Origin of the sequence: Nonomuraea sp. B19D2 (assembly GCF_040137845.1) — a bacterium.
In the GTDB taxonomy this organism is placed as follows: Bacteria; Actinomycetota; Actinomycetes; order Streptosporangiales; family Streptosporangiaceae; genus Nonomuraea.
On sequence record NZ_JBEFAK010000027.1, the window covers coordinates 133,510 to 153,516 of the forward strand.

19 protein-coding genes are annotated in these 20,007 nt (G+C 70.9%); 8 read left to right on the forward strand and 11 right to left on the reverse strand.

What is annotated here, in order from left to right:
* Window positions 1–30: 30 nt before the first annotated feature.
* Entirely contained in the window at window positions 31–1,560 is a 1,530-nt protein-coding gene (locus ABN273_RS38010; RefSeq protein WP_349453986.1) for a hypothetical protein, read from the reverse strand.
* A 306-nt stretch (window positions 1,561–1,866) separates the two neighbouring features.
* On the opposite strand from ABN273_RS38010, the gene ABN273_RS38015 reads away from it, so the two are divergent.
* From ABN273_RS38015 to ABN273_RS38025, 3 genes are read left to right on the forward strand one after another with little or no spacing between them, the layout of a single operon-like run.
* On the forward strand, window positions 1,867–1,992 hold the full coding sequence (locus ABN273_RS38015; RefSeq protein WP_349453987.1) for a hypothetical protein: 126 nt from the start codon (window positions 1,867–1,869) through the stop codon (window positions 1,990–1,992).
* A 37-nt stretch (window positions 1,993–2,029) separates the two neighbouring features.
* Window positions 2,030–3,271, forward strand: a complete 1,242-nt coding sequence (locus ABN273_RS38020; protein ID WP_349453988.1) for a YcaO-like family protein — start codon at window positions 2,030–2,032, stop codon at window positions 3,269–3,271.
* 52 nt (window positions 3,272–3,323) lie between these two features.
* Window positions 3,324–5,450 carry an NACHT domain-containing protein gene (locus ABN273_RS38025; protein ID WP_349453989.1) on the forward strand — a complete coding sequence of 709 codons (2,127 nt, stop codon included), beginning with the start codon at window positions 3,324–3,326 and terminating at the stop codon, window positions 5,448–5,450.
* 34 nt (window positions 5,451–5,484) lie between these two features.
* Here the strand turns inward: ABN273_RS38025 and ABN273_RS38030 are convergent, their stop codons facing one another.
* Both ABN273_RS38030 and ABN273_RS38035 read right to left on the reverse strand, forming a co-directional pair.
* Window positions 5,485–5,760 carry a protealysin inhibitor emfourin gene (locus ABN273_RS38030; protein WP_349453990.1) on the reverse strand — a complete coding sequence of 92 codons (276 nt, stop codon included), beginning with the start codon at window positions 5,758–5,760 and terminating at the stop codon, window positions 5,485–5,487.
* A gap of 5 nt (window positions 5,761–5,765) precedes the next feature.
* Complete coding sequence (locus tag ABN273_RS38035) at window positions 5,766–7,235, reverse strand: gluzincin family metallopeptidase (RefSeq protein ID WP_349453991.1); 1,470 nt, start codon at window positions 7,233–7,235, stop codon at window positions 5,766–5,768.
* A gap of 252 nt (window positions 7,236–7,487) precedes the next feature.
* Here ABN273_RS38035 and ABN273_RS38040 point away from each other — a divergent pair, with 252 nt between their 5' ends.
* Window positions 7,488–8,354 (forward strand): LLM class flavin-dependent oxidoreductase, encoded by an 867-nt coding sequence (locus ABN273_RS38040; protein ID WP_349453992.1) that lies wholly within the window; start codon window positions 7,488–7,490, stop codon window positions 8,352–8,354.
* Window positions 8,355–8,383: 29 nt separating this feature from the next.
* On the opposite strand, the gene ABN273_RS38045 is transcribed toward ABN273_RS38040, so the two are convergent.
* From ABN273_RS38045 to ABN273_RS38055, 3 genes are read right to left on the reverse strand one after another with little or no spacing between them, the layout of a single operon-like run.
* Window positions 8,384–9,886 (reverse strand): carboxyl transferase domain-containing protein, encoded by a 1,503-nt coding sequence (locus ABN273_RS38045; RefSeq protein ID WP_349453993.1) that lies wholly within the window; start codon window positions 9,884–9,886, stop codon window positions 8,384–8,386.
* Window positions 9,871–11,037, reverse strand: a complete 1,167-nt coding sequence (locus ABN273_RS38050) for a CaiB/BaiF CoA transferase family protein (RefSeq protein WP_349453994.1) — start codon at window positions 11,035–11,037, stop codon at window positions 9,871–9,873. Before ABN273_RS38050 ends, ABN273_RS38045 begins: the two co-directional genes overlap by 16 nt.
* Window positions 11,034–12,341, reverse strand: a complete 1,308-nt coding sequence (locus ABN273_RS38055; protein ID WP_349453995.1) for an SLC13 family permease — start codon at window positions 12,339–12,341, stop codon at window positions 11,034–11,036. Before ABN273_RS38055 ends, ABN273_RS38050 begins: the two co-directional genes overlap by 4 nt.
* A gap of 98 nt (window positions 12,342–12,439) precedes the next feature.
* On the opposite strand from ABN273_RS38055, the gene ABN273_RS38060 reads away from it, so the two are divergent.
* Complete coding sequence (locus ABN273_RS38060; RefSeq protein ID WP_349453996.1) at window positions 12,440–13,066, forward strand: FadR/GntR family transcriptional regulator; 627 nt, start codon at window positions 12,440–12,442, stop codon at window positions 13,064–13,066.
* Between the two features lie 55 nt (window positions 13,067–13,121).
* On the opposite strand, the gene ABN273_RS38065 is transcribed toward ABN273_RS38060, so the two are convergent.
* From ABN273_RS38065 to ABN273_RS38075, 3 genes are read right to left on the reverse strand one after another with little or no spacing between them, the layout of a single operon-like run.
* The gene (locus ABN273_RS38065; protein ID WP_349453997.1) at window positions 13,122–13,790 is read right to left on the reverse strand and encodes a response regulator; all 669 of its coding nucleotides are present in this window, start codon (window positions 13,788–13,790) and stop codon (window positions 13,122–13,124) included.
* Window positions 13,787–14,959, reverse strand: a complete 1,173-nt coding sequence (locus ABN273_RS38070; protein WP_349453998.1) for a sensor histidine kinase — start codon at window positions 14,957–14,959, stop codon at window positions 13,787–13,789. Before ABN273_RS38070 ends, ABN273_RS38065 begins: the two co-directional genes overlap by 4 nt.
* A 23-nt stretch (window positions 14,960–14,982) precedes the next feature.
* Window positions 14,983–15,567 carry a hypothetical protein gene (locus tag ABN273_RS38075; protein ID WP_349453999.1) on the reverse strand — a complete coding sequence of 195 codons (585 nt, stop codon included), beginning with the start codon at window positions 15,565–15,567 and terminating at the stop codon, window positions 14,983–14,985.
* Between the two features lie 111 nt (window positions 15,568–15,678).
* Here ABN273_RS38075 and ABN273_RS38080 point away from each other — a divergent pair, with 111 nt between their 5' ends.
* Together ABN273_RS38080 and ABN273_RS38085 are read left to right on the forward strand one after the other, a co-directional pair.
* Window positions 15,679–16,830 carry an acyltransferase family protein gene (locus ABN273_RS38080; protein ID WP_349454000.1) on the forward strand — a complete coding sequence of 384 codons (1,152 nt, stop codon included), beginning with the start codon at window positions 15,679–15,681 and terminating at the stop codon, window positions 16,828–16,830.
* A 52-nt stretch (window positions 16,831–16,882) separates the two neighbouring features.
* Window positions 16,883–17,656 (forward strand): S1 family peptidase, encoded by a 774-nt coding sequence (locus ABN273_RS38085; protein WP_349454001.1) that lies wholly within the window; start codon window positions 16,883–16,885, stop codon window positions 17,654–17,656.
* Between the two features lie 33 nt (window positions 17,657–17,689).
* Here ABN273_RS38085 and ABN273_RS38090 read toward each other — a convergent pair whose 3' ends face one another.
* On the reverse strand, window positions 17,690–18,031 hold the full coding sequence (locus ABN273_RS38090) for a hypothetical protein (RefSeq protein WP_349454002.1): 342 nt from the start codon (window positions 18,029–18,031) through the stop codon (window positions 17,690–17,692).
* Between the two features lie 72 nt (window positions 18,032–18,103).
* Window positions 18,104–18,514 (reverse strand): organic hydroperoxide resistance protein, encoded by a 411-nt coding sequence (locus ABN273_RS38095; protein ID WP_349454003.1) that lies wholly within the window; start codon window positions 18,512–18,514, stop codon window positions 18,104–18,106.
* An 84-nt stretch (window positions 18,515–18,598) separates the two neighbouring features.
* Between ABN273_RS38095 and ABN273_RS38100 the strand changes: the two genes are divergently transcribed.
* The gene (locus ABN273_RS38100; RefSeq protein WP_349454004.1) at window positions 18,599–19,168 is read left to right on the forward strand and encodes a TetR/AcrR family transcriptional regulator; all 570 of its coding nucleotides are present in this window, start codon (window positions 18,599–18,601) and stop codon (window positions 19,166–19,168) included.
* The last annotated feature ends 839 nt before the right edge of the window (window positions 19,169–20,007 follow it).

Below are 20,007 nucleotides of genomic sequence, written 5' to 3' on the forward strand. Positions count from 1 at the left end.
CCGGAGCCACGGGGGTTTCCGGAGGCGGCGTCAGACGCCGATGCCGGCCCTGATCGCCGTCTCCGCGGCGGTCAGCGCCAGCTTCTCGGCGATGGTCAGCGCCCAGCGCCCGGCCTTGGCCAGATTCCTGCGCACGCCGCCCTCATCGCCGTTCTGCGCCGCCTGCTCCGCCGCCTCGACCGCGGCGACCGACTCCTGCTGCTCGGGCGTGCGCGCCCCCGCCGTCATGGCCTCGCGCAGGGAGACGAGCTCCTTGGCCAGCCCGACGAGGTCGACGGCGGCGGCCGTCGTGATGTTCTGCTGGGCCGTGATGCTGGTGCCGTGGCTCACATTGTGCGAGCCGACCTGGTTGACGTTGGCGTTCTGGAGATTGAACTGGTCGCCCGCCATGGCGCTGCCTCCCTGGACGTTGAACACGAACCTGCTCATCCGGCTGATGTCGGTCTGCAGCCTCGCCACCTCGGCGTGGTGCGCGCGTTCGCGCTCGAGCCGGCGTTGCGTGCTGCGCACGCTCATCTCGGTGCTGCCGAGCAGGGGCCTGACACCGATCTCGGCGATCGACTCGCCGGCGAGGCTGAGCGCGGTGGCGTGCTTCCACTCCGTACGCGCCTCGCGGATGGACTTGACGCACGCGTCCCAGTCCTGCCTGCCGATGGCGTCCTCCGCCTCGGCCCAGTGGAGCCAGCCGCGCATGTGCGCCAGCTCCATCTCGCGGATGTTGCGGTGGGCCTCCGGATCGTTGGCGGCCTCGGACGACTCCAGCAGCTCCTTGAGCAGCCGGACCACCTCGCGTCCGTAGTCGACCGCCTCGCCGAAATTGCCGTCCTGCGCCTCCCGCTGGAACTCGGCCTCGGCCTGCATCGCCGCCGAGTACTTCGCCATCTCGATGGAGTTCCGGTTCATCGCCGCGTACGCGCCGATCGCGGGCAGGTCCAGGGCCTCCGCCTCCGAATAGAGCTGGAAGTACTTCTCGCACAACGTCTGGGCCAGCTGGAAGCCTTCGAGCGCGCTCGTGAGGTGGCCTTGCCGCAGATTTGAGGTGGCCCGGTGGAAGGCGATGTTGGCGTCGGTGATCGCGTTTCTCAGGACCCCTTGGTGGGCCTGCGCGGAAGGGCCGTTCGCCAGTTCGATGAAGTATTCGCGGGCCCCCTCCAGATAAGCGAGGGTCGAGTTGAGATCGCCACGCAGACGCCGGTCCTCGGCCTGGAAGGTCCGTTTGACGCCTTCGGCGAGCAACGTCAGCGCGTGTGCCTCGATCTGGGCGCCGCGCAGCCGGTCCCGGTATTCCTCGGCGGGCGGCGGCTCGGTGCGGTCGAGTTCGCGCCCGCAGATCTCGCGCAGCCGCCGGTTCAGCTCGATGATCTCGTCGAAGGCGTCGCTCGCCGTGCTGAAGTTGAGGTATCCGGCGCAGAGATCGGCGAACGCGGCGATCCTGTTCTCCAGGTCAGATTCGGCGGCGAAATATTCGTCGAACTCGGCCGGGGTGAGCGCGGACATCAGCTCGTAAGAATTGACGCGCTCCTGCAATCGTTCGATCTCGTCGTAGTCAACTTCGGTCACGCGTCGCCTCACCAGATGGTCAACAACCGAGCCCCGCCCCGACGGCATCCCGCGATCCCGGGAATCAGAAATACATAATCGGCTCACGGCCGCGAAAAGTCCACCGCTTCTGCGAACCGGCCGCCCGCCGGCGGCAGCGAGTTCCACAGCAGTCACGCCCGCTCACAACAGCACCCGCCGTCTCCTCACCCAGAGCACCAATCCCCAAATTATGTAAATCAGCATCCAAATACCGATTAGTCCACTTTTCTGGCACTTTGTCCGGGCGGAGCTAGAATTAAGGCGTAAAACGAGGGGGATAGTGTCATGGGAAATCGCGTGGACTTCAAGACTCCCGGGTCGCTGGACAGACGGGCCCAACAACTGACCCGGGCCGAGCTGGACCGGCTGGAAGAACTGCTGACCGCGATGACCGATGGTGACGAACATTAAGCACCATCGGGATCCATGCGCTGAAGTGGAGCGGGCCGTGCCGCTGCGCGAGGCCGGCAGGCGCGCGGCGGCGGCACTGGCCGAGCTGGGCCTGCGGGCGGAGCTCGTGGACGCGGGCCGGGGCCGCGATCCGACCGCCTGGTGGTGCGAGCTCCACGGCGACGCCGGGGACTCCTCGCCGGTCGCGTGCGGCATGGGGAAGGGGCGCCCGGAGGAGGCTCGCGTGGGCGCGCTGTTCGAGGCCGTCGAGCACTACCTCACCGGCCCGGCCACGTTCGCCCCCGCCGCCGTGGAGCCGGCCGCGCCCGCCCGGATCGCCGCGGGGCCGCTGCGCGCGGACGCGTGCGCCCTGCTGCTGGCCCGGATGCCTGGGCGGCGGATGGCCTGCCTGCGCTATCGCGCCCTCGGCGGAAGACGGGAGGCGCTGGTGCCGCTGTTCCTGTCCGCCCCGTGGTACGTCGAGACGGACGCCGTACGGCTGCGCGAGCTGGCCGCAGACGACTGCGACTACGCCCACCTCATGCGCTACAGCTGCAACAGCGGCTCGGCCACCGGCGTCACCGCCACCGAGGCGCTGCTGCACGCGCTCAACGAGGCGATCGAGCGGGACTGCCTGTCCCTGCTCCTGGCGCGGGCCTTCCTCGGCGGGGACGGCTTCCGGCCCAGGCTGATCGACCCCGAGACGCTCCCGTACGGCCTGGCGCGAGCGCGTGCGACGGCGGAAGAGCTGACCGGATCGCCGGTGCACCTGCTGGACATCACCAGCGACATCGGGGTGCCGACCATGCTGGCGTACACCTCCCCCACCCCCCGCCATCCGCACCGGCGCGGCGCCGGGACCTCCCTGGACCCGGCCTACGCCGCCTGGCGCGCCCTCGCCGAGCTCGTCCAGACCACCCTCGGCGAGCGCCTCCCCGGGGCCCCGGCGGGGCGGGATCTGGCCGGGCTGGCGGCGTACCCCGCGCTGCACGCGTGCGGGCGGTTCGATCTGACCGGTCTCCTGCACCAGGCGCACGTGGTCCCCTTCCCCCGGGCCGCCGGACCGGCCGCACCGCCGTCCGGCCAGTTGCGGAAGGTGGCCGCGATGCTGGCCGCGCGGGGCCACGCGGCCTACCACCGTAGGGTGCGCACGCTCCCTGGCGGGGTCACCGCCGTGCACGTGATCGTGCCGGGCCTGGAGCGGTTCATGCTCGTCACCGACGGCAACCTGGTCCTGCCCGGCCGCAGAGGCCAGGCAGCCGCGGCCGGGGAAATGTTCGAAGCGATACCGCCCGATTGACGGTCCCCTCAATAAGGTTTTCCGGCTCATCGACCTTATGCGGGAGGTTTTCATGTCTGCACGATCCTGGCAGCAGAACCGAAAGGCGAAGATGTCGGTGGCGCTAGGAGTTCTGCTCCTGGCCCTGACCACCTTGACCCTGACCGTGGTCACCCGATTGCCGGAGGAATGGGGGATATCTGCCGGATTCGCGCAGCTCCTAGCGATGGCGACGGGTGCGATAGGGCTGGGTAACGGCCTGGTGCAGTTCCTGTCCTGGTGGCGCAAGCGTGGCGCGGCCACGTCCGCGCCCACGTCCGCCGACGTCGCCACCGCGAAGGACATCCTCGGGGGGCTGGTGACCCAGCAGTGGCGCGACGAGACGGTCCTGCGCTCGCTGTGCGATCCCGAGCCCATGCCGCTGCCCTGGCGCTCGGCCGGGCGCCGCGAGCTCGCCGACCGTCCCGAGATCATCGCCAAGGGCACCGTGGCCTTCCCCGGCTTGGACGTGCACATCGCGGACATGGCACGTAACTTCCGCGCCCTGCGCAGTCGCCGGCTGGTCATCCTGGGCGGTCCGGGCACCGGGAAGACGACCCTGGCCGTGCAGCTTGTGCTCGAACTGCTGCGCACGCGTGAGCCGGAGGAGCCCGTCCCGGTGCTGCTGTCGGCCGCGCGCTGGGACGACCGCGTCTATCAGCGGCTGCAGGACTGGCTGGCGGCGAGTCTGGCGATGGACTATCCGGCGCTGCGCGCGGAGGGCCTCGGCCTGGACATGCCGGAGACGCTCGTGGCCCGGGGCGAGGTGCTGCCCGTCATCGACGGGCTGGACGAGCTGCCCGACACCGCCCGCGCGGACATGCTGACCGCGCTGAACCGGTCGATGTACGAGACCGACCAGCTCATCCTCACCTGCCGTACGGAGCAGTTCGCCGAGTCCGTCGAGGAGATCGGCGACGCCCTCACGGCGGCGGCGGTCATCGAGCCACAGCCCATGTCGCCCGCCGCGGCGGCCGACTACCTGGAGGCCTGTCTGCCCCCCGTGCCCCATTCCGTCTGGCCCCACGTCCTGGAGGAGCTGCGCAAGGGCACCGCTCCCGCCCTGTCCGAGGTCACTTCGACGTCTCTGGGGCTCTGGCTGGTCCGCGCCACCTATATCGGCCCGCGGGTGGATCCGAGTCCGCTGCTGGAGCTAGGGCGCGGCAGCGCGGCCGAACTGCACGACCATCTGTGCGACCAGCTCATCCCCGCCCTGGTGAGCACGCGCACGCCCGCCAACGGCCCACCCCAGCCGTTCCGGCCGCAACACGCGTGGACGGCGGAGCAGGTCGACCGCTGGCTCACGTACCTGTCCCGCCAGCTCGCGCGCAACGAGGAGGATCCGCGCGACGTGGCGTGGTGGCATCTGGCCCACTACACCTCCAGCCGCACGGTACGGATCGGGGCCGCCATCGCGATCGGGGCCGTGGTCTGGCTGGCCTTCGCACTGCTGACAGGGGAGCCTCGCCTCGGCGCGTTGATCGGGCTGTTCTCCGCGCTCGTGGCCGAGACCTTGATCGGTTCCTGGTTCACCGAGTCGCCGGGCCACGCCGACTTCCACCTGCGCGGCAGGCTCGCCGAGCTCCTTCCCGCTCTCCGGGACGGGCTGATCGTCGGGGCCCTGGGGGCCATCGTGGGATGGCTCATGCCCTACGCGAGCAGGACGCCGGAATTCGCCCCGACATCCTCGGCGGAAATCGGTTTGCTGTCCTTCGTCGGGTACGTCGCCCTGCTCAGCTTGATCCGATGGGTCGAGAGCCCCACCGCTGACCTGACGGCGAGATCCCCGCGTTCGACCTGGCAGGCCGACAGGAACCTGACCGCCATCCGGATCCTCGGCGGGCTCGTGGTCGGGCTCGCGACCACGGGCGTCCTGCTGTATTCAGCGCTCCCCCTGACCATGACGATCGTGGTCGGCCTGGTGCTGGGACTGCTGTTCGGGCTCGTCCTGGGCCGCCACCACGCCTGGCTGGCCTACAAGCTGACGGTCCCCCGCCTGGCCACCAAGGGGAGGCTGCCCCTGCGGGCCATGGACTTCCTGGACGACGCCCATCGCCTGGGCCTGCTGCGCACCGAGGGGCCGTACTACCAGTTCCGGCACATCGAGCTGCAGCAGCATCTCGCGCGTGAGCGGGTCGGCTCACCGGGAGGAGGCGCCTGACCTGCGGTTGCCCGGTCAGGCGCCGTGCGGACGGTCACTGGCGGAGCAGCGCGGTCAGGGGCCCCGCCAGGCTGGGCGAAGGCTCCTCGGACACCGTGTAGACCTTCCCGGGACCGTCGCCGACGGTGATCCGGTAGGTCATCAGGTCGGCGCCCACCTCAGCGGGCTCCTGGGCCGCGGTGGCCTCGATCGCGGTCAACGCGTCGTACACCTTGGCGGCCTCCTGCTCGGGGAGGTCGTCGGTGTCGTACGCGGCGACGGTCTCCTCGATGCCGGCGAAGCCGCCGGTTCTCTCGATCTTCACACGCATGGGGGCTACTTGAAGGCTTTCTTGAGTGCGGTCAGCTCGGCGGCCAGGATGTCGTCGTCACCCAGGTCGCCCTTGGTCGTCAGCTTGTTCTTGTCGATGATCTGGAACTCGGGCAGCTGCATGGTGCCACAGCACATCGACCGGTCCTGCACGGCGCGCAGGCTGGCGGACGCCGTGTCGGCGGGCTTGACGTTGGTGACGTCCTTCGCGGTCTTGCCGTCGCCGGTGTAGTCGGCGTTCCTGAGGTCCATCTCGCCGGAGAGCATCTCGGTGAACGGCGTGGGCGAGGTGACCACCTCGCGGAAGGCGAACCGGTTGCGGATGAAGGTCCGGTAGATGATGGGATCGCCCTGGGCGGCCGAGATCTGCAGCATCTGGTTGACGACGTCGGTGTAGGTGGCCCCGGTCGCGGGCGCCTTCACGATGGCGTCGAACAGCAGCTTGCACAGCCGGTCCGCGACCTCCAGGAGGATCACGGTGGGGCTCTTGGTCGCGCCCTGCCTGATGCGCTCATGCGCGTAGATGTCGGCGAGCACGTCGTAGACGCCGCCGGTGAACACCTGCGAGATCGCGTGCACCTCGTTGCTGACCTGGCTCAGCTTGAGGTCGTTGTCGGCGTTGCGCAGGCCGAACGGCATGCCGAGCCCCTGGCCGAACTGTTCGGCCAGGTTCGACAGGAAGGACTTGGCGTGCAGGTTGGCCTTGGTGAGCGCGACGAGCGCCTCGGCCACGTCCGGCATCGACAGCGCCAGGAAGATGGCGGTCAGGTCGCCGAACGACTCGTGCAGGCCACCGGTCTGCGGCGGGTTCCCCGCGCTGAGCCAGCCCGGCTTGAGGCCGTCGAGGATCGCGTGGCCGGCCTCATGGGCGACGATGTCCAGCGAGCGGCAGGTGAAGACCTGCTGCGAGGAGCCGGTCGGGGTGAAGAAGAGGAACTTCAGCGCCTTGGCCGTCCTGCTGTAGAACGCGTTGGCGCCGGCGCCGGAGCGGGGGAAGACCGTGAGCCGGTCGAGGTTCCCGCCGGTGTTCCACGCGAACGGGATGGGGGCGGCGCCGTTGTGGCGCTGGTACATCGTCATCGTCTCCCGAACGACCGCGTACGTGTGCACGCAGTCGAACTCCGGCGAGTTGGGGACGAAGATGAAGTCGCCGTTGATGTTGCGCGCCACCGGTGTGGTGCCGGTCAGCTGGGTCGTGATGCGGGCGTCGGTGGGCCCGTTCAGCACCGGGCTGGGGATGAAGATCGCCCTGACGCCCAGTTCGGCGATGGTGGGATCCTGCTTGTAGACGAGAATCCTCGGTCCGACGATCGGCGGGACCGGAACCGGGATCGGGGTCGGGACCGGACTCGGCATGGGCGCCGCTTCCATGGTGAAGGGCGGCTGGAGCAGTTGCTTCGTGTAGTCGGCCACGGCCGCTCCCGTGACTTCACGATATTCAGGGACGGCCTTCTCCCTGAGTTCCTGAATAATCATCTGATTTTCTCTTCCCCTATGTGATCGAGGGCTCGAGTCACGAGCCCCACGCGCTTCTCGAATCTTCCCCAGCGTCGGATAAGCACTCGCACACGGGATTTCAAAGGTTCGACCCGCCGGCACCCTCTCCCAGCCACGCGACGAGCGCCTGTTTGGTTAGGTTGACCTGCATGAACGCGAGCCCGCGCAGTCAGTGACGCCGTCGATCCGTACGGCGCCGCGGCCAGCAGTCGGACAATCTCGGGGGGAACGTTGCGGATCGGAATCGGGCTGCCGTCCGCCGTGCCGGGGACCGACGCCAGGTCCACCGGGCCATGGGCGGTGGAAAGCGAGCATCGCGGCTTTCGATCGCTGGGCGCGTTCGACCGGCTGGTGTACGACAACCTGGACCCGCTGGTGGCGCTGGCCGCCGCGGCGGCCCGTACCGAACGCATCGAGCTGGTGACCACCGTGCTCAACGCCGGTTACCGCAGCAACCCCGTCGTCCTGGCCAAGCAGATCAGCTCGCTCGAACGGGTCTCCGCAGGGCGGCTCGCCGTGGGGCTCGGCATGGGCGGCTGGGCGGAGGACTACGCGGTCAGCAATGTGCCGATGACCGGGCGGGGCGCGGCGCTCGAGGCCACCCTCGCCACGATGCGCACCGTGTGGCGAGGCGAGCTGACCGGACCCGCCGGCCCGATCCCCGCGCTGCCCCCGGGCCGCCCGCGACTGCTGCTCGCCGGTTTCGTGCCCGCCGCCTTCGCCCGGGCCGCCACCCTGTCCGACGGCTGGGTCGCGCCGTCCTTCGGGCTGCAGATCCTGAAGAGGGGCGTCGACGCCGTACGCCGGGAGTGGGCCAGGGCCGGGCGCCAAGGGCAACCTCGGATCATCGTGGAGCGCTACTTCTGCCTGGGGCCCGGCGCTCAGGAGACCGCAGACGCGTACATCGCACGCTATTACGGCGATCTGTATGCCCAGGTCCGTCACGACGTCGTGACCGACGTCGACCAGCTGCGCACGGAGATCGACCGCGTCGCCGAGGCGGGCGCCGACGATCTGGTGCTGCTCCCCTGCTCGAGCGGGTTCGAGCAGATCGGCCTGCTGTCCGAGGCCCTGAAGCAGGCCGGCAGGAAACCCTGAGTTCGCAGCCTGGCAGGTAGCGGAAGCCGTCAGGCGACCTCGCTGCCGGCGGCGAGGGTGGTGCCGAGAGCCCGGTAGCGCCGCAGCCGCCGGGCGAGCAGCTCGGGACGGTGGGCATGCACCATCGCGAGGAGTTCGCGCTCCAGCTCGCCCCCGACGCGCCGGCAGAACGCCTGCGGCTCCTCGGCCGCGTCCGGGCGTTCGGCGACGATCAGGTCGGCGATGCCGCCGGCGACCAGGTCGGCGGAGCGGACGCCCTGCGCGGCCGCTAGCTGCGGGGCGTGCTCGACGTCGCGGTGCACGATGGCGCTGGCGCCCTCGGGCGGCAGCGGGGACAACCAGCCGTGCTGGGCGACGAGCACCCGGTCGCAGGGGATGAGCGCGAGCGCACCGCTGCCGCAGCCCTGCCCGAGGATCACCGAGAGCGTGGGCGCTTCGAGGGTGACGAGTTCGGACAGGCATCGGGCGATCTCGCCGGCCAGCCCGCCCTCCTCCGCCTCCGCGCTGAGTGCCGCGCCGGGGGTGTCGATGACGGTGACGAGCGGCAGGTCCAGCTCGCGCGCCAGCCGGAGGCCGCGCCGGGCCGCGCGCAGGGCCGCGGGTCCCATCGGCCCGACCTCCGCCTGGCTGCGGCGGTCCTGGCCGAGCAGTACGCATGAGACGCCGCCGAAACGGGCCAGCGCCAGGTACAGCCCCGGGTCCTTCTCCCCTGCCCCGGTCCCGCTCAGCGGCAGGACGTCCGAGGCGGCGTAGCGCAGCAGCTGCCTGACGCCGGGCCGGTCGGCCCGCCTGGAGCGAGTGATCGATTCCCAGGCGGGCACGTCAGGCAGTTGCTCGCGCGGCGGCGCCGCGGCCGGCGGCGATCCCGCGGGCGGGGCCAGCAGGATGCGCAGCGCACGGTCGGCGATGCCGGCCAGCGCCTCCGGCGGCAGCACGGCGTCGACCAGGCCGTGCCGGTAGAGGTTCTCGGCGACCTGGACGCCCTCGGGGAACGCCTCCCCGTACAGGGCCTGGTAGACGCGCGGGCCGAGAAAGCCGATCATCGCGCCGGGCTCCGCGGCCGTGACGTGGCCGAGCGACCCCCACGAGGCGAGCACGCCGCCGAAGGTCGGGTCACGCAGGTAGACCAGGTAGGGCAGGCCCGCGGCCTTGTGCTGGGTGACCGCGGCCGAGATCTTCACCATCTGCAGGAACGCCACGGTGCCCTCCTGCATCCTCGTGCCGCCCGAGGCGGGCGCGGCGAGCAGCGGGAGCCGTTCCCTGGTCGCCCGTTCCACGGCCGCCACCATGCGTTCGGCGGCGGCGACCCCGATGGATCCGGCGAGGAAGCCGAATTCGCAGGCGACCACGGCCACCCGGCGGCCGCGCAGCAGCCCCTCCCCCGTGATCACCGCCTCGTCCAGGCCCGTGCGCTGCCTGGCCGCCGCCACGTCGGGGTCGCGCGTGGGGCCGAGCGGCTCGTCCCAGCCGCGGAAGGAGCCGTCGTCGAGCACGAGGCCGACCAGTTCGAGGGCCGTCAGCCGGCCAGCCATGAGCGGATCTCCTCCTCGTCGGCGTTCAGTACGGGAGGCGCGGCGTGATCGGCCCGGGTGGTCTCGACCTCGCCGTCCGGCCCCGTCGGGTCGAAGAACCGCAGCGGCGGCCCGGGCAGCGTGATCTCGCCGATGCTCGCGTGCTCGACGTCGATGAGCAGCCCCTGCGACCGGGTCTGCGGCCAGCCGTACACCTCGTCGAGGGTGCGCACCCGGCCGGCGGGCACGCCGGCGGCGGCGAGCCGCTCCAGCAGCTCGTCCGGGCCGAGGGCGGCGAAGACGCCTTCGACCCGCTCGACCAGCCGGCTGCCGGCCGCCACCCGTTCGGCGTTCGTGGCCAGGCCCGGCTCCTGCGGATCCAGGCCGAACTCCGCGCAGAAGCGCTGCCACAGCCCCTCGCTGCCGACCGCGATCTGCACCTGGCCGCCCGCGCAGCGGAACAGCCCGTACGGGGCGATGGACGGGTGATGGTTGCCCTGCGCCCGCCCGACCTCGCCGGCCACGGTCCAGCGCGTGCCCTGGAAGGCGTGCACGCCGACGATCGAGGCCAGCAGCGAGGTCCGCACCACCTGGCCGCGCCCGGTCCGCTCGCGCTCGAGCAGCGCCGACACCACGCCGTACGCGCCGTACATGCCGGCCAGCAGGTCGCCGATCGGCACGCCGACCCGCTGCGGGTCATCCGGTCCCGAACCGGTGAGCGACATCAGCCCGGCCTCGCCCTGGGCGATCTGGTCGTAGCCGGCCCGCCCCGCCTCGGGACCGTCGTGGCCGAAACCGGTGATGGACAGGACCACCAGCCGCGGGTTGAGCTCGAGCAGGCGCGTGGTGGTGAAGCCGAGCCGGTCGAGCACGCCGGCGCGGAAGTTCTCCAGCAGCACGTCCGCCTTGCGGATCAGCGCTTCGAGGGTCGCCTGGCCGTCGTCGCTCTTGAGGTCCAGGGCGATCGACTGCTTGTTGCGGTTGCACGACAGGAAGTAGGTGGACTCGGATCCGGCGAACGGCGGCCCCCAGCCACGGGTGTCGTCGCCGCTCCCCGGCTGCTCCACCTTGATCACGCGCGCACCCAGGTCGCCGAGCATCATTGCGGCGTGCGGCCCGGCGAGCGCCCTGGTCAGGTCGACGACGACGTAACCCGCGAGCGGCCCGCTCATGACAGGCTCCCCGGCACGACGAGAATCGCCCAGCACAGCACCGGCGCGACGACCATGATGGTCATGCCCCAGGTCATCAGGCGCTTGAACACGTTGTCGCGGTCGTCGGCGTCGGCGTTCGCGACGACCAGGGCGCCGTTGGTCGAGAACGGGCTGCAGTCGACCACCGAGGCGGAGATGGCCAGCGCCGTGACCAGGCCGACGGCGCCGACCTGCCCGGTCTGCAGGAACGGCACGGCGAGGGGGATGAGGGCCCCGAGGATGCCGGTCGTCGAGGCGAAGGCGGAGACCACGGCGCCGATCAGGCAGATCAGGAACGCGGCGAGCAGCGGGGTGCCGACGTGGGCCACCCCGTCACCGAGCCACTTCACCGTGCCCTGGTCCTCGAGCAGCGAGACATAGGTGACGATGCCGCCGACCAGGAGCACCGTACCCCAGCTGATCTTGTCGACCGTGCCGCGGGCCGCGGAGGGGAAGATCAACGTGAGCGTGACCGCCACCGCCAGCGCCAGGAAGCCGATGTCGAGGTCGAAGACGAGCGCGCCCACGGCGAGCACGGCCAGGCCGATCAGCGTGAGCGCGCGCTGCGCGTCGAGGCGGGGCAAGTCGTCACCTGCGGGCTCCGGCTCACCGTCCCCGGCGGACCCGCCCACCGGGGCGAGAGTCGTCACGGGCACCTTCGGGGACTCGCGGTCGCGCTGCAAGAGCTTCGCGCCGCCCAGGGTGAGGAAGCCGATCAGGCTGATCAGGGCGCACGCGCCCATCGCGCTGAAGAACAGCACGGCCGGGCTGCCCGGCAGGTGGCTCTTGTCCACCACGCCGTTGGTGATCGCGCCGAAGATGCCGATCGGCGAGAAGCTCCCGCCGGTGGCGCCCTGAACCACCATCAGGCCCATCATCACCGGGTTGATCCGGTACCTGGCCGCGAAGCCCATCGCCACGGGGGCCACGATGGCCACCGCGGCCGGGCTGGCCGCGCCGATCGCCGTGATCGCGGCGCACACCACGAACATCACCCACGGCATCAGCGCGACGCGGCCGCGCACCGCGATCACGGCCCGGTGCACGATCCAGTCCACGGTGCCGTTGTTCTTGGCCAGCGCGAACAGGTACGTGACGCCGACCAGGATGACGAACAGGTTCGCCGGGAACCCGCCGAGCACGTCGGTCACCTTCACGCCGAACACCGCGGTGCCCACGACGAAGGCGGCCACGAGAGCGAGCGCGCCCATGTTGATGGAGCGGACCGTGGCTATCAGGAAGACCAGCACCAGCACGATCAACGCAATGACTTCCGCCGACATCGGCGACTCCTCGGGGTCAGTAACTCTCCGGTTACGGGGGGATTTCCGGATTGGCCTAGCCTCTGCTCCACTGCGCCGGATGTCAATAGACTGTCCCCGTGACCAAGAAGCGCCCCCAGAGCTCCGCGGTGCCCGAGCGGATGGAGCGTCCCCGCCTGTATGTGCAGCTGGCCGACCACATCGCGCGCTTCATCGAGGCTCAAGGGCTCTCCCCCGGCGACCGCCTGCCCCCCGAGCGCCGCCTGGCCGCGGAGCTCGGCGTCAGCCGGGCCACCCTGAGCCGCGCCCTGGTGGCGCTCGAGGTGCAGGGCAAGGTCGAGGTCCAGCACGGCAACGGCGCCGTGGTGCTCGCGCCGACCGCCCAGGAGGCCAGGCCGGAGCTGCCGCTATTCCTGGCCGAGCGGGACCTGGGAGAGATCGCGCGGGCCAGGGAGGCCGTCATGTCGGGGCTGGCGCGCAGCGCGGCGGCGCACCCCGACCGCAGCCTCCGGCTCGCTCTGCTCGACGCGGACGGCCGCCCGGTCCGCTTCTCCGACACCTGGCCGTGCGTACGCCGGCTCGCGGGCGAGAGCCTGCTGGCCGACCTCGACGATCTGCTGTCCGAGGCCGCGCCGCTGGACGACACCGAGGTCTCGGCCGACCGCCTGACCGCTCTCGCCCGGGCCGTCGTGGTCGGCGACGCCGACGCCGCCGCGGCCGCCTGCGCCCATCTGCTTCAGCTTTGACCCGATGAACGACGCGGGCCGGCCACCGTCCCGATGATCGCGGTGGCCGCCGCCGTCAGCGCGCGTCTCCGGGGACGATCAGGCCGCTCTCGTAGGCGGCGATCACCGCCTGGACCCGGTCGCGCAGCCCCAGCTTGGCCAGCACGTTGCTGACGTGCGTCTTCACCGTGTGCTCGCTGACCACCATGGCCTGCGCGATCTCGGCGTTGGACAGGCCGCGGGCGATCATCCGCAGCGTCTCCTGCTCGCGTGCCGTGAGCACGGCCAGCCGCTCGGACGGCGGCGCGGCGGGCCGGGCGGCCGCCCTGGAGGTGAACTCGGCGATCAGCTTCGTGGTCACCGACGGCGCGAGCAGCGACTCGCCGGCCGCCACCACCCGCACGGCGTGGACGAGATCGTCGCGGCGGACGTCCTTGAGCAGGAACCCGCTCGCCCCCGCGCGCAGCGCGTCGTAGACGTAGTCGTCCAGGTCGAACGTGGTCAGCATGAGGACGCGGCAACGGCTCTGCGCGCACACGATCCTGGCCGCCTCGATGCCGTCCATGACGGGCATGCGGATGTCGAGCAGGAGCAGGTCGGGATCATGGTCGCGGACGGCCGCGACCGCCTGCGCGCCGTCGCCCGCCTCGGCGACGACCTCGAAGTCCGGCTGGGCGTCGAGGATCATGCCGAACCCGGCGCGTACGAGCTCCTGGTCGTCGGCGACCACGATGCGCACGCTCACGCCGCCACCACCCGGCCGGTCACGGGCAGCCGTACGAGGACCTGGAAGCCCGGCCCGTCGGCGCGCCGGCCGATGACGGCGGTGCCGCCGCAGGCCGCGGCCCGCTCGCGGATGCCGATCAGTCCGTTGCCGCCCGAGGGCAGCAAGGACGCGGAACCGGCGCCGTCGTCGGTGATGTCGATCATGAGGGTGTCGTCCTGCCAGGTGAGTCTGATGTCGGCGCGGGTCGCGCCCGCGTGTTTGACGATGTTGGTGAGGGCTTCCTGAGCTATCCGGTACGCGGCGACCTCCGCGTCGGGAGGCAGCCGCCCCGGCTCGCCGGAGGTGGAGTATGTCACGTCAATCCCGGCGGCCCTGACCTGGTCCGCCAGGCCGGCGACCGCGGCGATCGTCGGCTGCGGCGCACGTGGGCCCTCTTCCTTCTTGAGCACGTTGAGCAGGCGCCGGAGCTGGACCATGGCGTCGCGGCCCGCCGCGGCGATCGCGTCGAACGCGGCCTCCGCCCTGGCCGGGTCGTTCCTGACCACCACCGGTCCCGCCTCGGCCTGGACCACCATGAGGCTGACCGCGTGGGCCAGGATGTCGTGCATGTCGCGGGCGATCCGGGCCCGCTCGCGTTCCGCGGCCCGCTCGGCCTCGGCCTGGCGCTCGCGGGCCAGCTGGGCGGCCCGCTCCTCCAGGGCGGCGGCGTGGGCGCGGGAGACGGCGGCGGCCCGGCCGATGGCGTACGCGGCGACGAAAAGCACGACGCCGCGCATCGCGGTCTCGGACGAGCCGACCAGGAGCAGGCCGCCCCCGATCGTGAGGACGATCATGATCCGTCTCGGCCATCTGGCGGAGTGGGCGGCGACGGTGTAGACCGCTATCAGCCCGCCGTACCAGATGGGCTGGGCCGCGACCTCGTCCACGACGTCGTAGCACGCGGTCGCGCAGAGGCTGGCCAGCAGGACGGCCACGGGCGCGCGCCGCCGCCAGACCAGCGGCACCGTGGCGGCGACCACGACGACGTAGCCCCACCAGTGCCAGGGCCCGCCGTCGGGGTTGTCGCGGGTCAGGAGCGGCCACAGCTGCACGACCAGCAGCAGGCTCGCGAGCGCGGCGTCCAGCCAGATCGGCGGCAACGCGCTCGACCACCGCCGAACGGGGGCCAGGAACCTTGGATCGGGCACAAGGCCCAATCCTGCCCTCCGCGTCACGCGAGAGCGGCGGCGGGCCTGGGCGCGGCGGCGGCCGTGCGGGCGAGCGGCACGAAGGAGACCAGCAGGCAGACGGCGCCGAGCGGGATGAGATCCTTGTCGATGAACGGCAGGACGAGGTCGGCCAGCACCAGCACCGGCGTCCACGCCTTGACCCGGCGCATGGCCGCGAGCTGCCCGACGAGGGCCAGCTGGCCGAGGTAGAAGAGGATCGGCCCGCCCTCGTAGACCGCGACCGGCACCCCGGGAACCTCCTTGACCTGCTCGAACAGGACGCTCATGCCGGCGTGGTCGGCGGCCATGAACCCGACCGCGATGTCGATGCCGAACTGCGCGAGCAGCGCCACGACGCCGGCGGTCCCGGCCACCGCGCTCACGGTGGACAAGGCGTTCCCGCCCGCCATCCGCCGCATCTGCCAGAAGATGTGGACGAACAGGACGAGGGCCGCCATGAAAGCGAGATGGCCCGTGGTCCACGCGAGGCCAGGACCGCGGCTGCCGTCGAGGCCGTCGAGGATGCGGATCACGCCGTAGGCGAACACGAGGACGGGGGCGGCGATGAATGCGATGCGAGAGTTCATGGGGAAGATCCTCGGGCTCACCTGGGGTGGCGGGCATCGCCGGTGAGGGCGATTCCGGGGCTCACTCGCGAGAGTGAGGACGAATCAGCCTTATGACCTAGAATCCAACGAATGTCCCCCGCCCTCGCCCGGCTCGCCTGGTTGGACGCCCTGCGAGGGCCGGCAGCGCTGGCCGTCACCGTGCACCACGCCGGTTGGACCTTCGTTCCGGCCGTCTGGGCGGAAGTGGACGGTCTGATCGACTTCGGCACGTGGGGCGTGTTCGTGTTCTTCCTGGTCAGCGGGTACATCATCCCCGCCTCCCTGGAACGGCGCGGCGACCTGCGGGCCTTCTGGACCGGCCGGGCCTTCCGCCTCCTCCCGCTGCTGCTCGCCGCCTGCGGCTCGGCGCTCGTCCTCGCTCTCGCGGGCGTGTTCCCCCTGGAGCCGACGCTCGGCGAGCGCCCCCTGCCCCTGGTCGTGCTCGGCAACCTGACGATGCTGCAGGAGCTGGTCAACCTGCCCGCCGTCGTCAGCGTGACGTGGACGCTCTCGTACGAGATGGCGTTCTACCTGCTGAGCGTCGCGCTGTTCGCGACGGGGCAGGCGCACAGGTCGGCGGGAATCGCCGGCGCGCTGGCGTTGTCGGCCGTGCCCCTGGGCCTGCTGCTGCCGGGCGCGACGATCGGCGGCCGCGCCGACCTGGCCGCCGTGCTGCTCTGCCTCGCGGTCGTCGCCGCCATCGCGGTGACCGTGCTCGGCCACGGCAGGACGCGTACGGCCGCCGCGGCCGCGGGCGGTCTCCTCGGGCTCGCGCTGGTGGTCCTGGGCAGCCGGGCCGGCACCTGGCAGGGTGTGATCATCCTGGCCACGATGTTCGCGGGAACGGCGGTGTACCGCGCCGAGCAGGGCACGATCTCCTGGCGCGCGGCCGCGCTCGCGGTCGCGGTGGTGCTGGGGTGCGGGATCCCCGCCAAGGACGAGCCCGCCTGGGCGGCGGCGATCGTGCTGGCGTACGGCTTCTTCGCGCTGGCCTTCGCCCTGCGCCGGCGGGCGTACCCGCGCTGGCTGACGCGGCTCGGCGTGATCAGCTTCTCCCTCTACCTGCTGCACCCGATCCTGCTGCACGTGCTCCCGCACGTGGCGCTGTTCTTCCTGGCGCTCATCCCGCTCAGCCTGCTCACCTACCACCTGATCGAGGCCCCGGCCCAGCGCCTCGGCAAGCGCCTGCTCCCCGCGCCGCCGAGCGCCGATGACCGCGGTCACCTGACAGGTCGTGCGTAGATTTTTTGCTCATATGTGTCATTTTGGACTTATCGCCGCCTAGGCTTCGTGGATGCGTTATGTCCCTTTTGCCCTGATTGTCGCTGCGTCGATCGCGTGCACCGCGACGCCCGCAGCGGCCATCACAAACGGCTCCGCCGACGGTGAGACGCACCCCGAAGTGGGGGCTCTCGTCGACGACAAGCAGTATGAAGACGGCACATGGACCTACTGCACCGGCACGCTCATCTCGCCGACCGTCTTCCTCACCGCGGCCCACTGCGGGAAGGACAAACCGAAGACGGCCCGGGTCACCTTCGCCAGCCACTACAAGCCCGGGACCCACGTCTACACCGGCCGCTTCATCGCGGACCCGCGGTACAACGGGAAGTCCAACAACCACGACATGGCCGTCGTGGTCTTCAATAGGCCCATCCCAGGCATCAAGCCCGCCCAGCTGCCGACCTCAGGGCTGCTCGACCGGCTCAAGGCCGACAAGACCCTGAAGTCCCTACGTTTCACTCCTGTCGGATACGGCTCGCTCAACCCGGTGAAGAAGGGGCGCGAGCAGAGTTTCCATTACACCGACACGCGCCACCAGGTCTCCATCTCCTTCAAGGACCTGTCGCGCACGTGGCTGGACCTGTCCCTGTCGTCCAAGGGCGACGGCAGCACCTGCTTCGGCGACTCGGGCGGCCCGAACTTCCTGGGCGGGCCCGACTCGCACCTCCTCGTGGCCACCTCGATCAGCGGGGCCGACGACGCCTGCAAGGCGACCAACTACGACTACCGCCTGGACAGCGCCACGGCCCGGCGCTTCCTCGGCAAGTACGTCACCCTTCCCTGACCCGCCCGCGCGCGCCCGGCACGGGGACCGCGCTCACCTTCCCTGAACGGGCAGGCGAGGCGTTTCCGTATTGTCCGGGCCCGCGCCGACAATGCCGTCCGAGCGCGCGTCGGTGCTGTTGCCCAGGCGCGCGTCGGTGTTGTCGTCCGGGCCCGCGTCGGTGTTGTCGCCCGGGCCCGCGTCGGTGTTGTCGCCCGGACTCGCGCCGGCGAAGCCGTCCGGGCTCGCGCCGAAGATGGGACCGGGCGTCGTCGCGCGGCCGGCCCTGGGTTGCGGCGCCTGATCGACGAGCGTCTGGATCGCCGTCCTGCGCCTCTCGATGCCCGCCCCGTCGATACTGATCCGCCGCCTGCTCCGGCTCTTGTCATCCGCCACGGTCGGGAGCGTACTGATCCGGAAACCAAGGGCGGGTCACGAGCACGCCCGCTTTCCCCCGGCCGGCCCGGCTTACTCGATGACCAGGTTGACCGGGATGTTGCCCCGGGTGGCGTTGGAGTAGGGGCACACCTGGTGGGTGGCCTCCACGAGCTCGCGAGCCGCCTCCGGCGAGATGGAGTCGGGCAGCTCCACCCGGAGCGTGGCGTCGAGCTGGAATCCGCCCTTGCCGTTGGGCGAGAGGCCGATCTCGGCCGTGACCGCCGCCTCCGAGACATCGAGACCCTTGCTCGAGGCCACCAGCCGCATCGCCGAGGCGAAGCAGGCGGCGTAACCGGCGGCGAAGAGCTGCTCGGGGTTGGTGCCCTCGCCGTCGCCGCCGAGCTCCTTCTGCAGAGCCAGCTTGACGTCCAGCCTGCCGTCCGAGGAGACCGCGCGGCGGTCACGCCCGGCGGAGGTCGCGATGGCGGTGTAGATGCTCATGTCCAAAGCCCCTTTCAAATCAGACAGACCTGTCTGTCTGCCGACGACAGCAGAGTAGACAGGTCTGTCTGGTATCGTCAACCCGTGAGCGCAGAAACGTTGAAAGGCAGTCGGCCGAGCTCAGCGCGCACCCGCGTCCTCGAGACCGCGACGCGCCTGTTCTACGCGGAGGGCGTGCACTCGGTCGGGATCGACCGGATCATCGCCGAGGCAGGCGTCGCCAAGGCGACCTTCTACCACCACTTCCCGAGCAAGGACGACCTCGTCCGCGCCTACGTGGACGAGCAGAGCTCGCTGCAGCGCACCGTGGTCGCCACGATGCGCGCCGGCTCGCCACGCGAGACGCTGCAGGCCATCTTCGCCTTCATGTGCGACTTCGGCGCCGGTCCCGGCTACCGCGGATGCCCCTTCGTCAACACGGCGGCCGAATATCCCGATCCGGCCCACCCCGTACGGCAGGCCATCGCCGAGCACCGCCGCTGGAACCGCGACCTGTACCGCGACCTGCTGGCCGCCGACGGCCACCCCGACGCGGAGCGGACCGCCGACATCCTGCTGCTGCTGCGGGACGGGCTCGTGGTCGGCTTCGACCTCGACGATCCGGCCGCGGTCCGCGCCGCCGTCCACGAAGCCCTCGCCAGGGTGCTCGGATGAGCCGGGCTCACCCGCAGGCTGGCGATCTGGTCATAGGTTCTCTTCAACCGGTTCGAGGTCGGCTGGCCCGGCTTGGCGGCCCGTTTCTGGCGGGCGGCCTTGCGTTCCAACCGGAGCAGACGCTCGGCCTCCTTGCGCGACAACCACTGCTCACGGCGGCGGATCTTCTCCCCTGAAGCCAGGGCCAAGGCGACGGCGATGCCCCGGTCGATCGCGGTCACCGGACCCTCATGCGGGGCCGGGGTCATCTCCATCGTTTGGGTGCGAAAGATGATGTGCCACCCGTCGGTCTCCTTGACCAGCCGGGCACCGGTGATCTTCCCGTCGGGGCAGGATCTGGTGACGCCGGGCAGGTCCCTGGTCCACCGGAACCGGCCCCGGCCCAGCTTGGGGATGTTGACCTCGCCCCACCGCCGGTTGACCCGGGTGATGTGCAGATCTCGCCCCTGCGGAACATCCACGGCCATCCGGGACCGAAAACGCGCCTTGAACTTCGGCCGCTCAGCGGGATGGTCGGGGTTGAAGAAGTTCACCCACGCCTGCCGACAGGTCTTGAGCACAGCTTGGGAAGCTTGCGCAGGCAGGTCCTTCAACCAGTCGATGTCCCTGCGCGCCTGCCGGAGATCGCGAACGCCCAGCTGAAGAGCTGGAAGATCCTCCGCAAGCTACGCTGCAGCCCTTCCAAGGCCGGCCACCCGCGCAAGGCCATCGCCGATCCTGCTGGTTAACTCGTCTCAGGCTGCGAGAGCGAGTTCTGCCAGTTCGAGGCGGGCGAGGTGGCTGGTGCGGGTCCGGTCGAGCGGGTGTCCGTTCCACCAGGCATCCAGGCGGATGAGGTT

Bases quoted from the DNA above. Each gene is read 5' to 3' on its own strand.
- ABN273_RS38080 (WP_349454000.1), top strand. From the start codon at position 15,679: ATGTCCCCCGCCCTCGCCCGGCTCGCCTGGTTGGACGCCCTGCGAGGG.
- ABN273_RS38095 (WP_349454003.1), bottom strand. From the start codon at position 18,514: ATGAGCATCTACACCGCCATCGCGACCTCCGCCGGGCGTGACCGCCGC.
- ABN273_RS38050 (WP_349453994.1), bottom strand. From the start codon at position 11,037: ATGAGCGGGCCGCTCGCGGGTTACGTCGTCGTCGACCTGACCAGGGCG.
- ABN273_RS38045 (WP_349453993.1), bottom strand. From the start codon at position 9,886: ATGGCTGGCCGGCTGACGGCCCTCGAACTGGTCGGCCTCGTGCTCGAC.
- ABN273_RS38030 (WP_349453990.1), bottom strand. From the start codon at position 5,760: ATGCGTGTGAAGATCGAGAGAACCGGCGGCTTCGCCGGCATCGAGGAG.
- ABN273_RS38075 (WP_349453999.1), bottom strand. From the start codon at position 15,567: ATGAACTCTCGCATCGCATTCATCGCCGCCCCCGTCCTCGTGTTCGCC.
- ABN273_RS38085 (WP_349454001.1), top strand. From the start codon at position 16,883: ATGCGTTATGTCCCTTTTGCCCTGATTGTCGCTGCGTCGATCGCGTGC.
- ABN273_RS38035 (WP_349453991.1), bottom strand. From the start codon at position 7,235: ATGATTATTCAGGAACTCAGGGAGAAGGCCGTCCCTGAATATCGTGAA.
- ABN273_RS38055 (WP_349453995.1), bottom strand. From the start codon at position 12,341: ATGTCGGCGGAAGTCATTGCGTTGATCGTGCTGGTGCTGGTCTTCCTG.
- ABN273_RS38015 (WP_349453987.1), top strand. From the start codon at position 1,867: ATGGGAAATCGCGTGGACTTCAAGACTCCCGGGTCGCTGGACAGACGG.
- ABN273_RS38025 (WP_349453989.1), top strand. From the start codon at position 3,324: ATGTCTGCACGATCCTGGCAGCAGAACCGAAAGGCGAAGATGTCGGTG.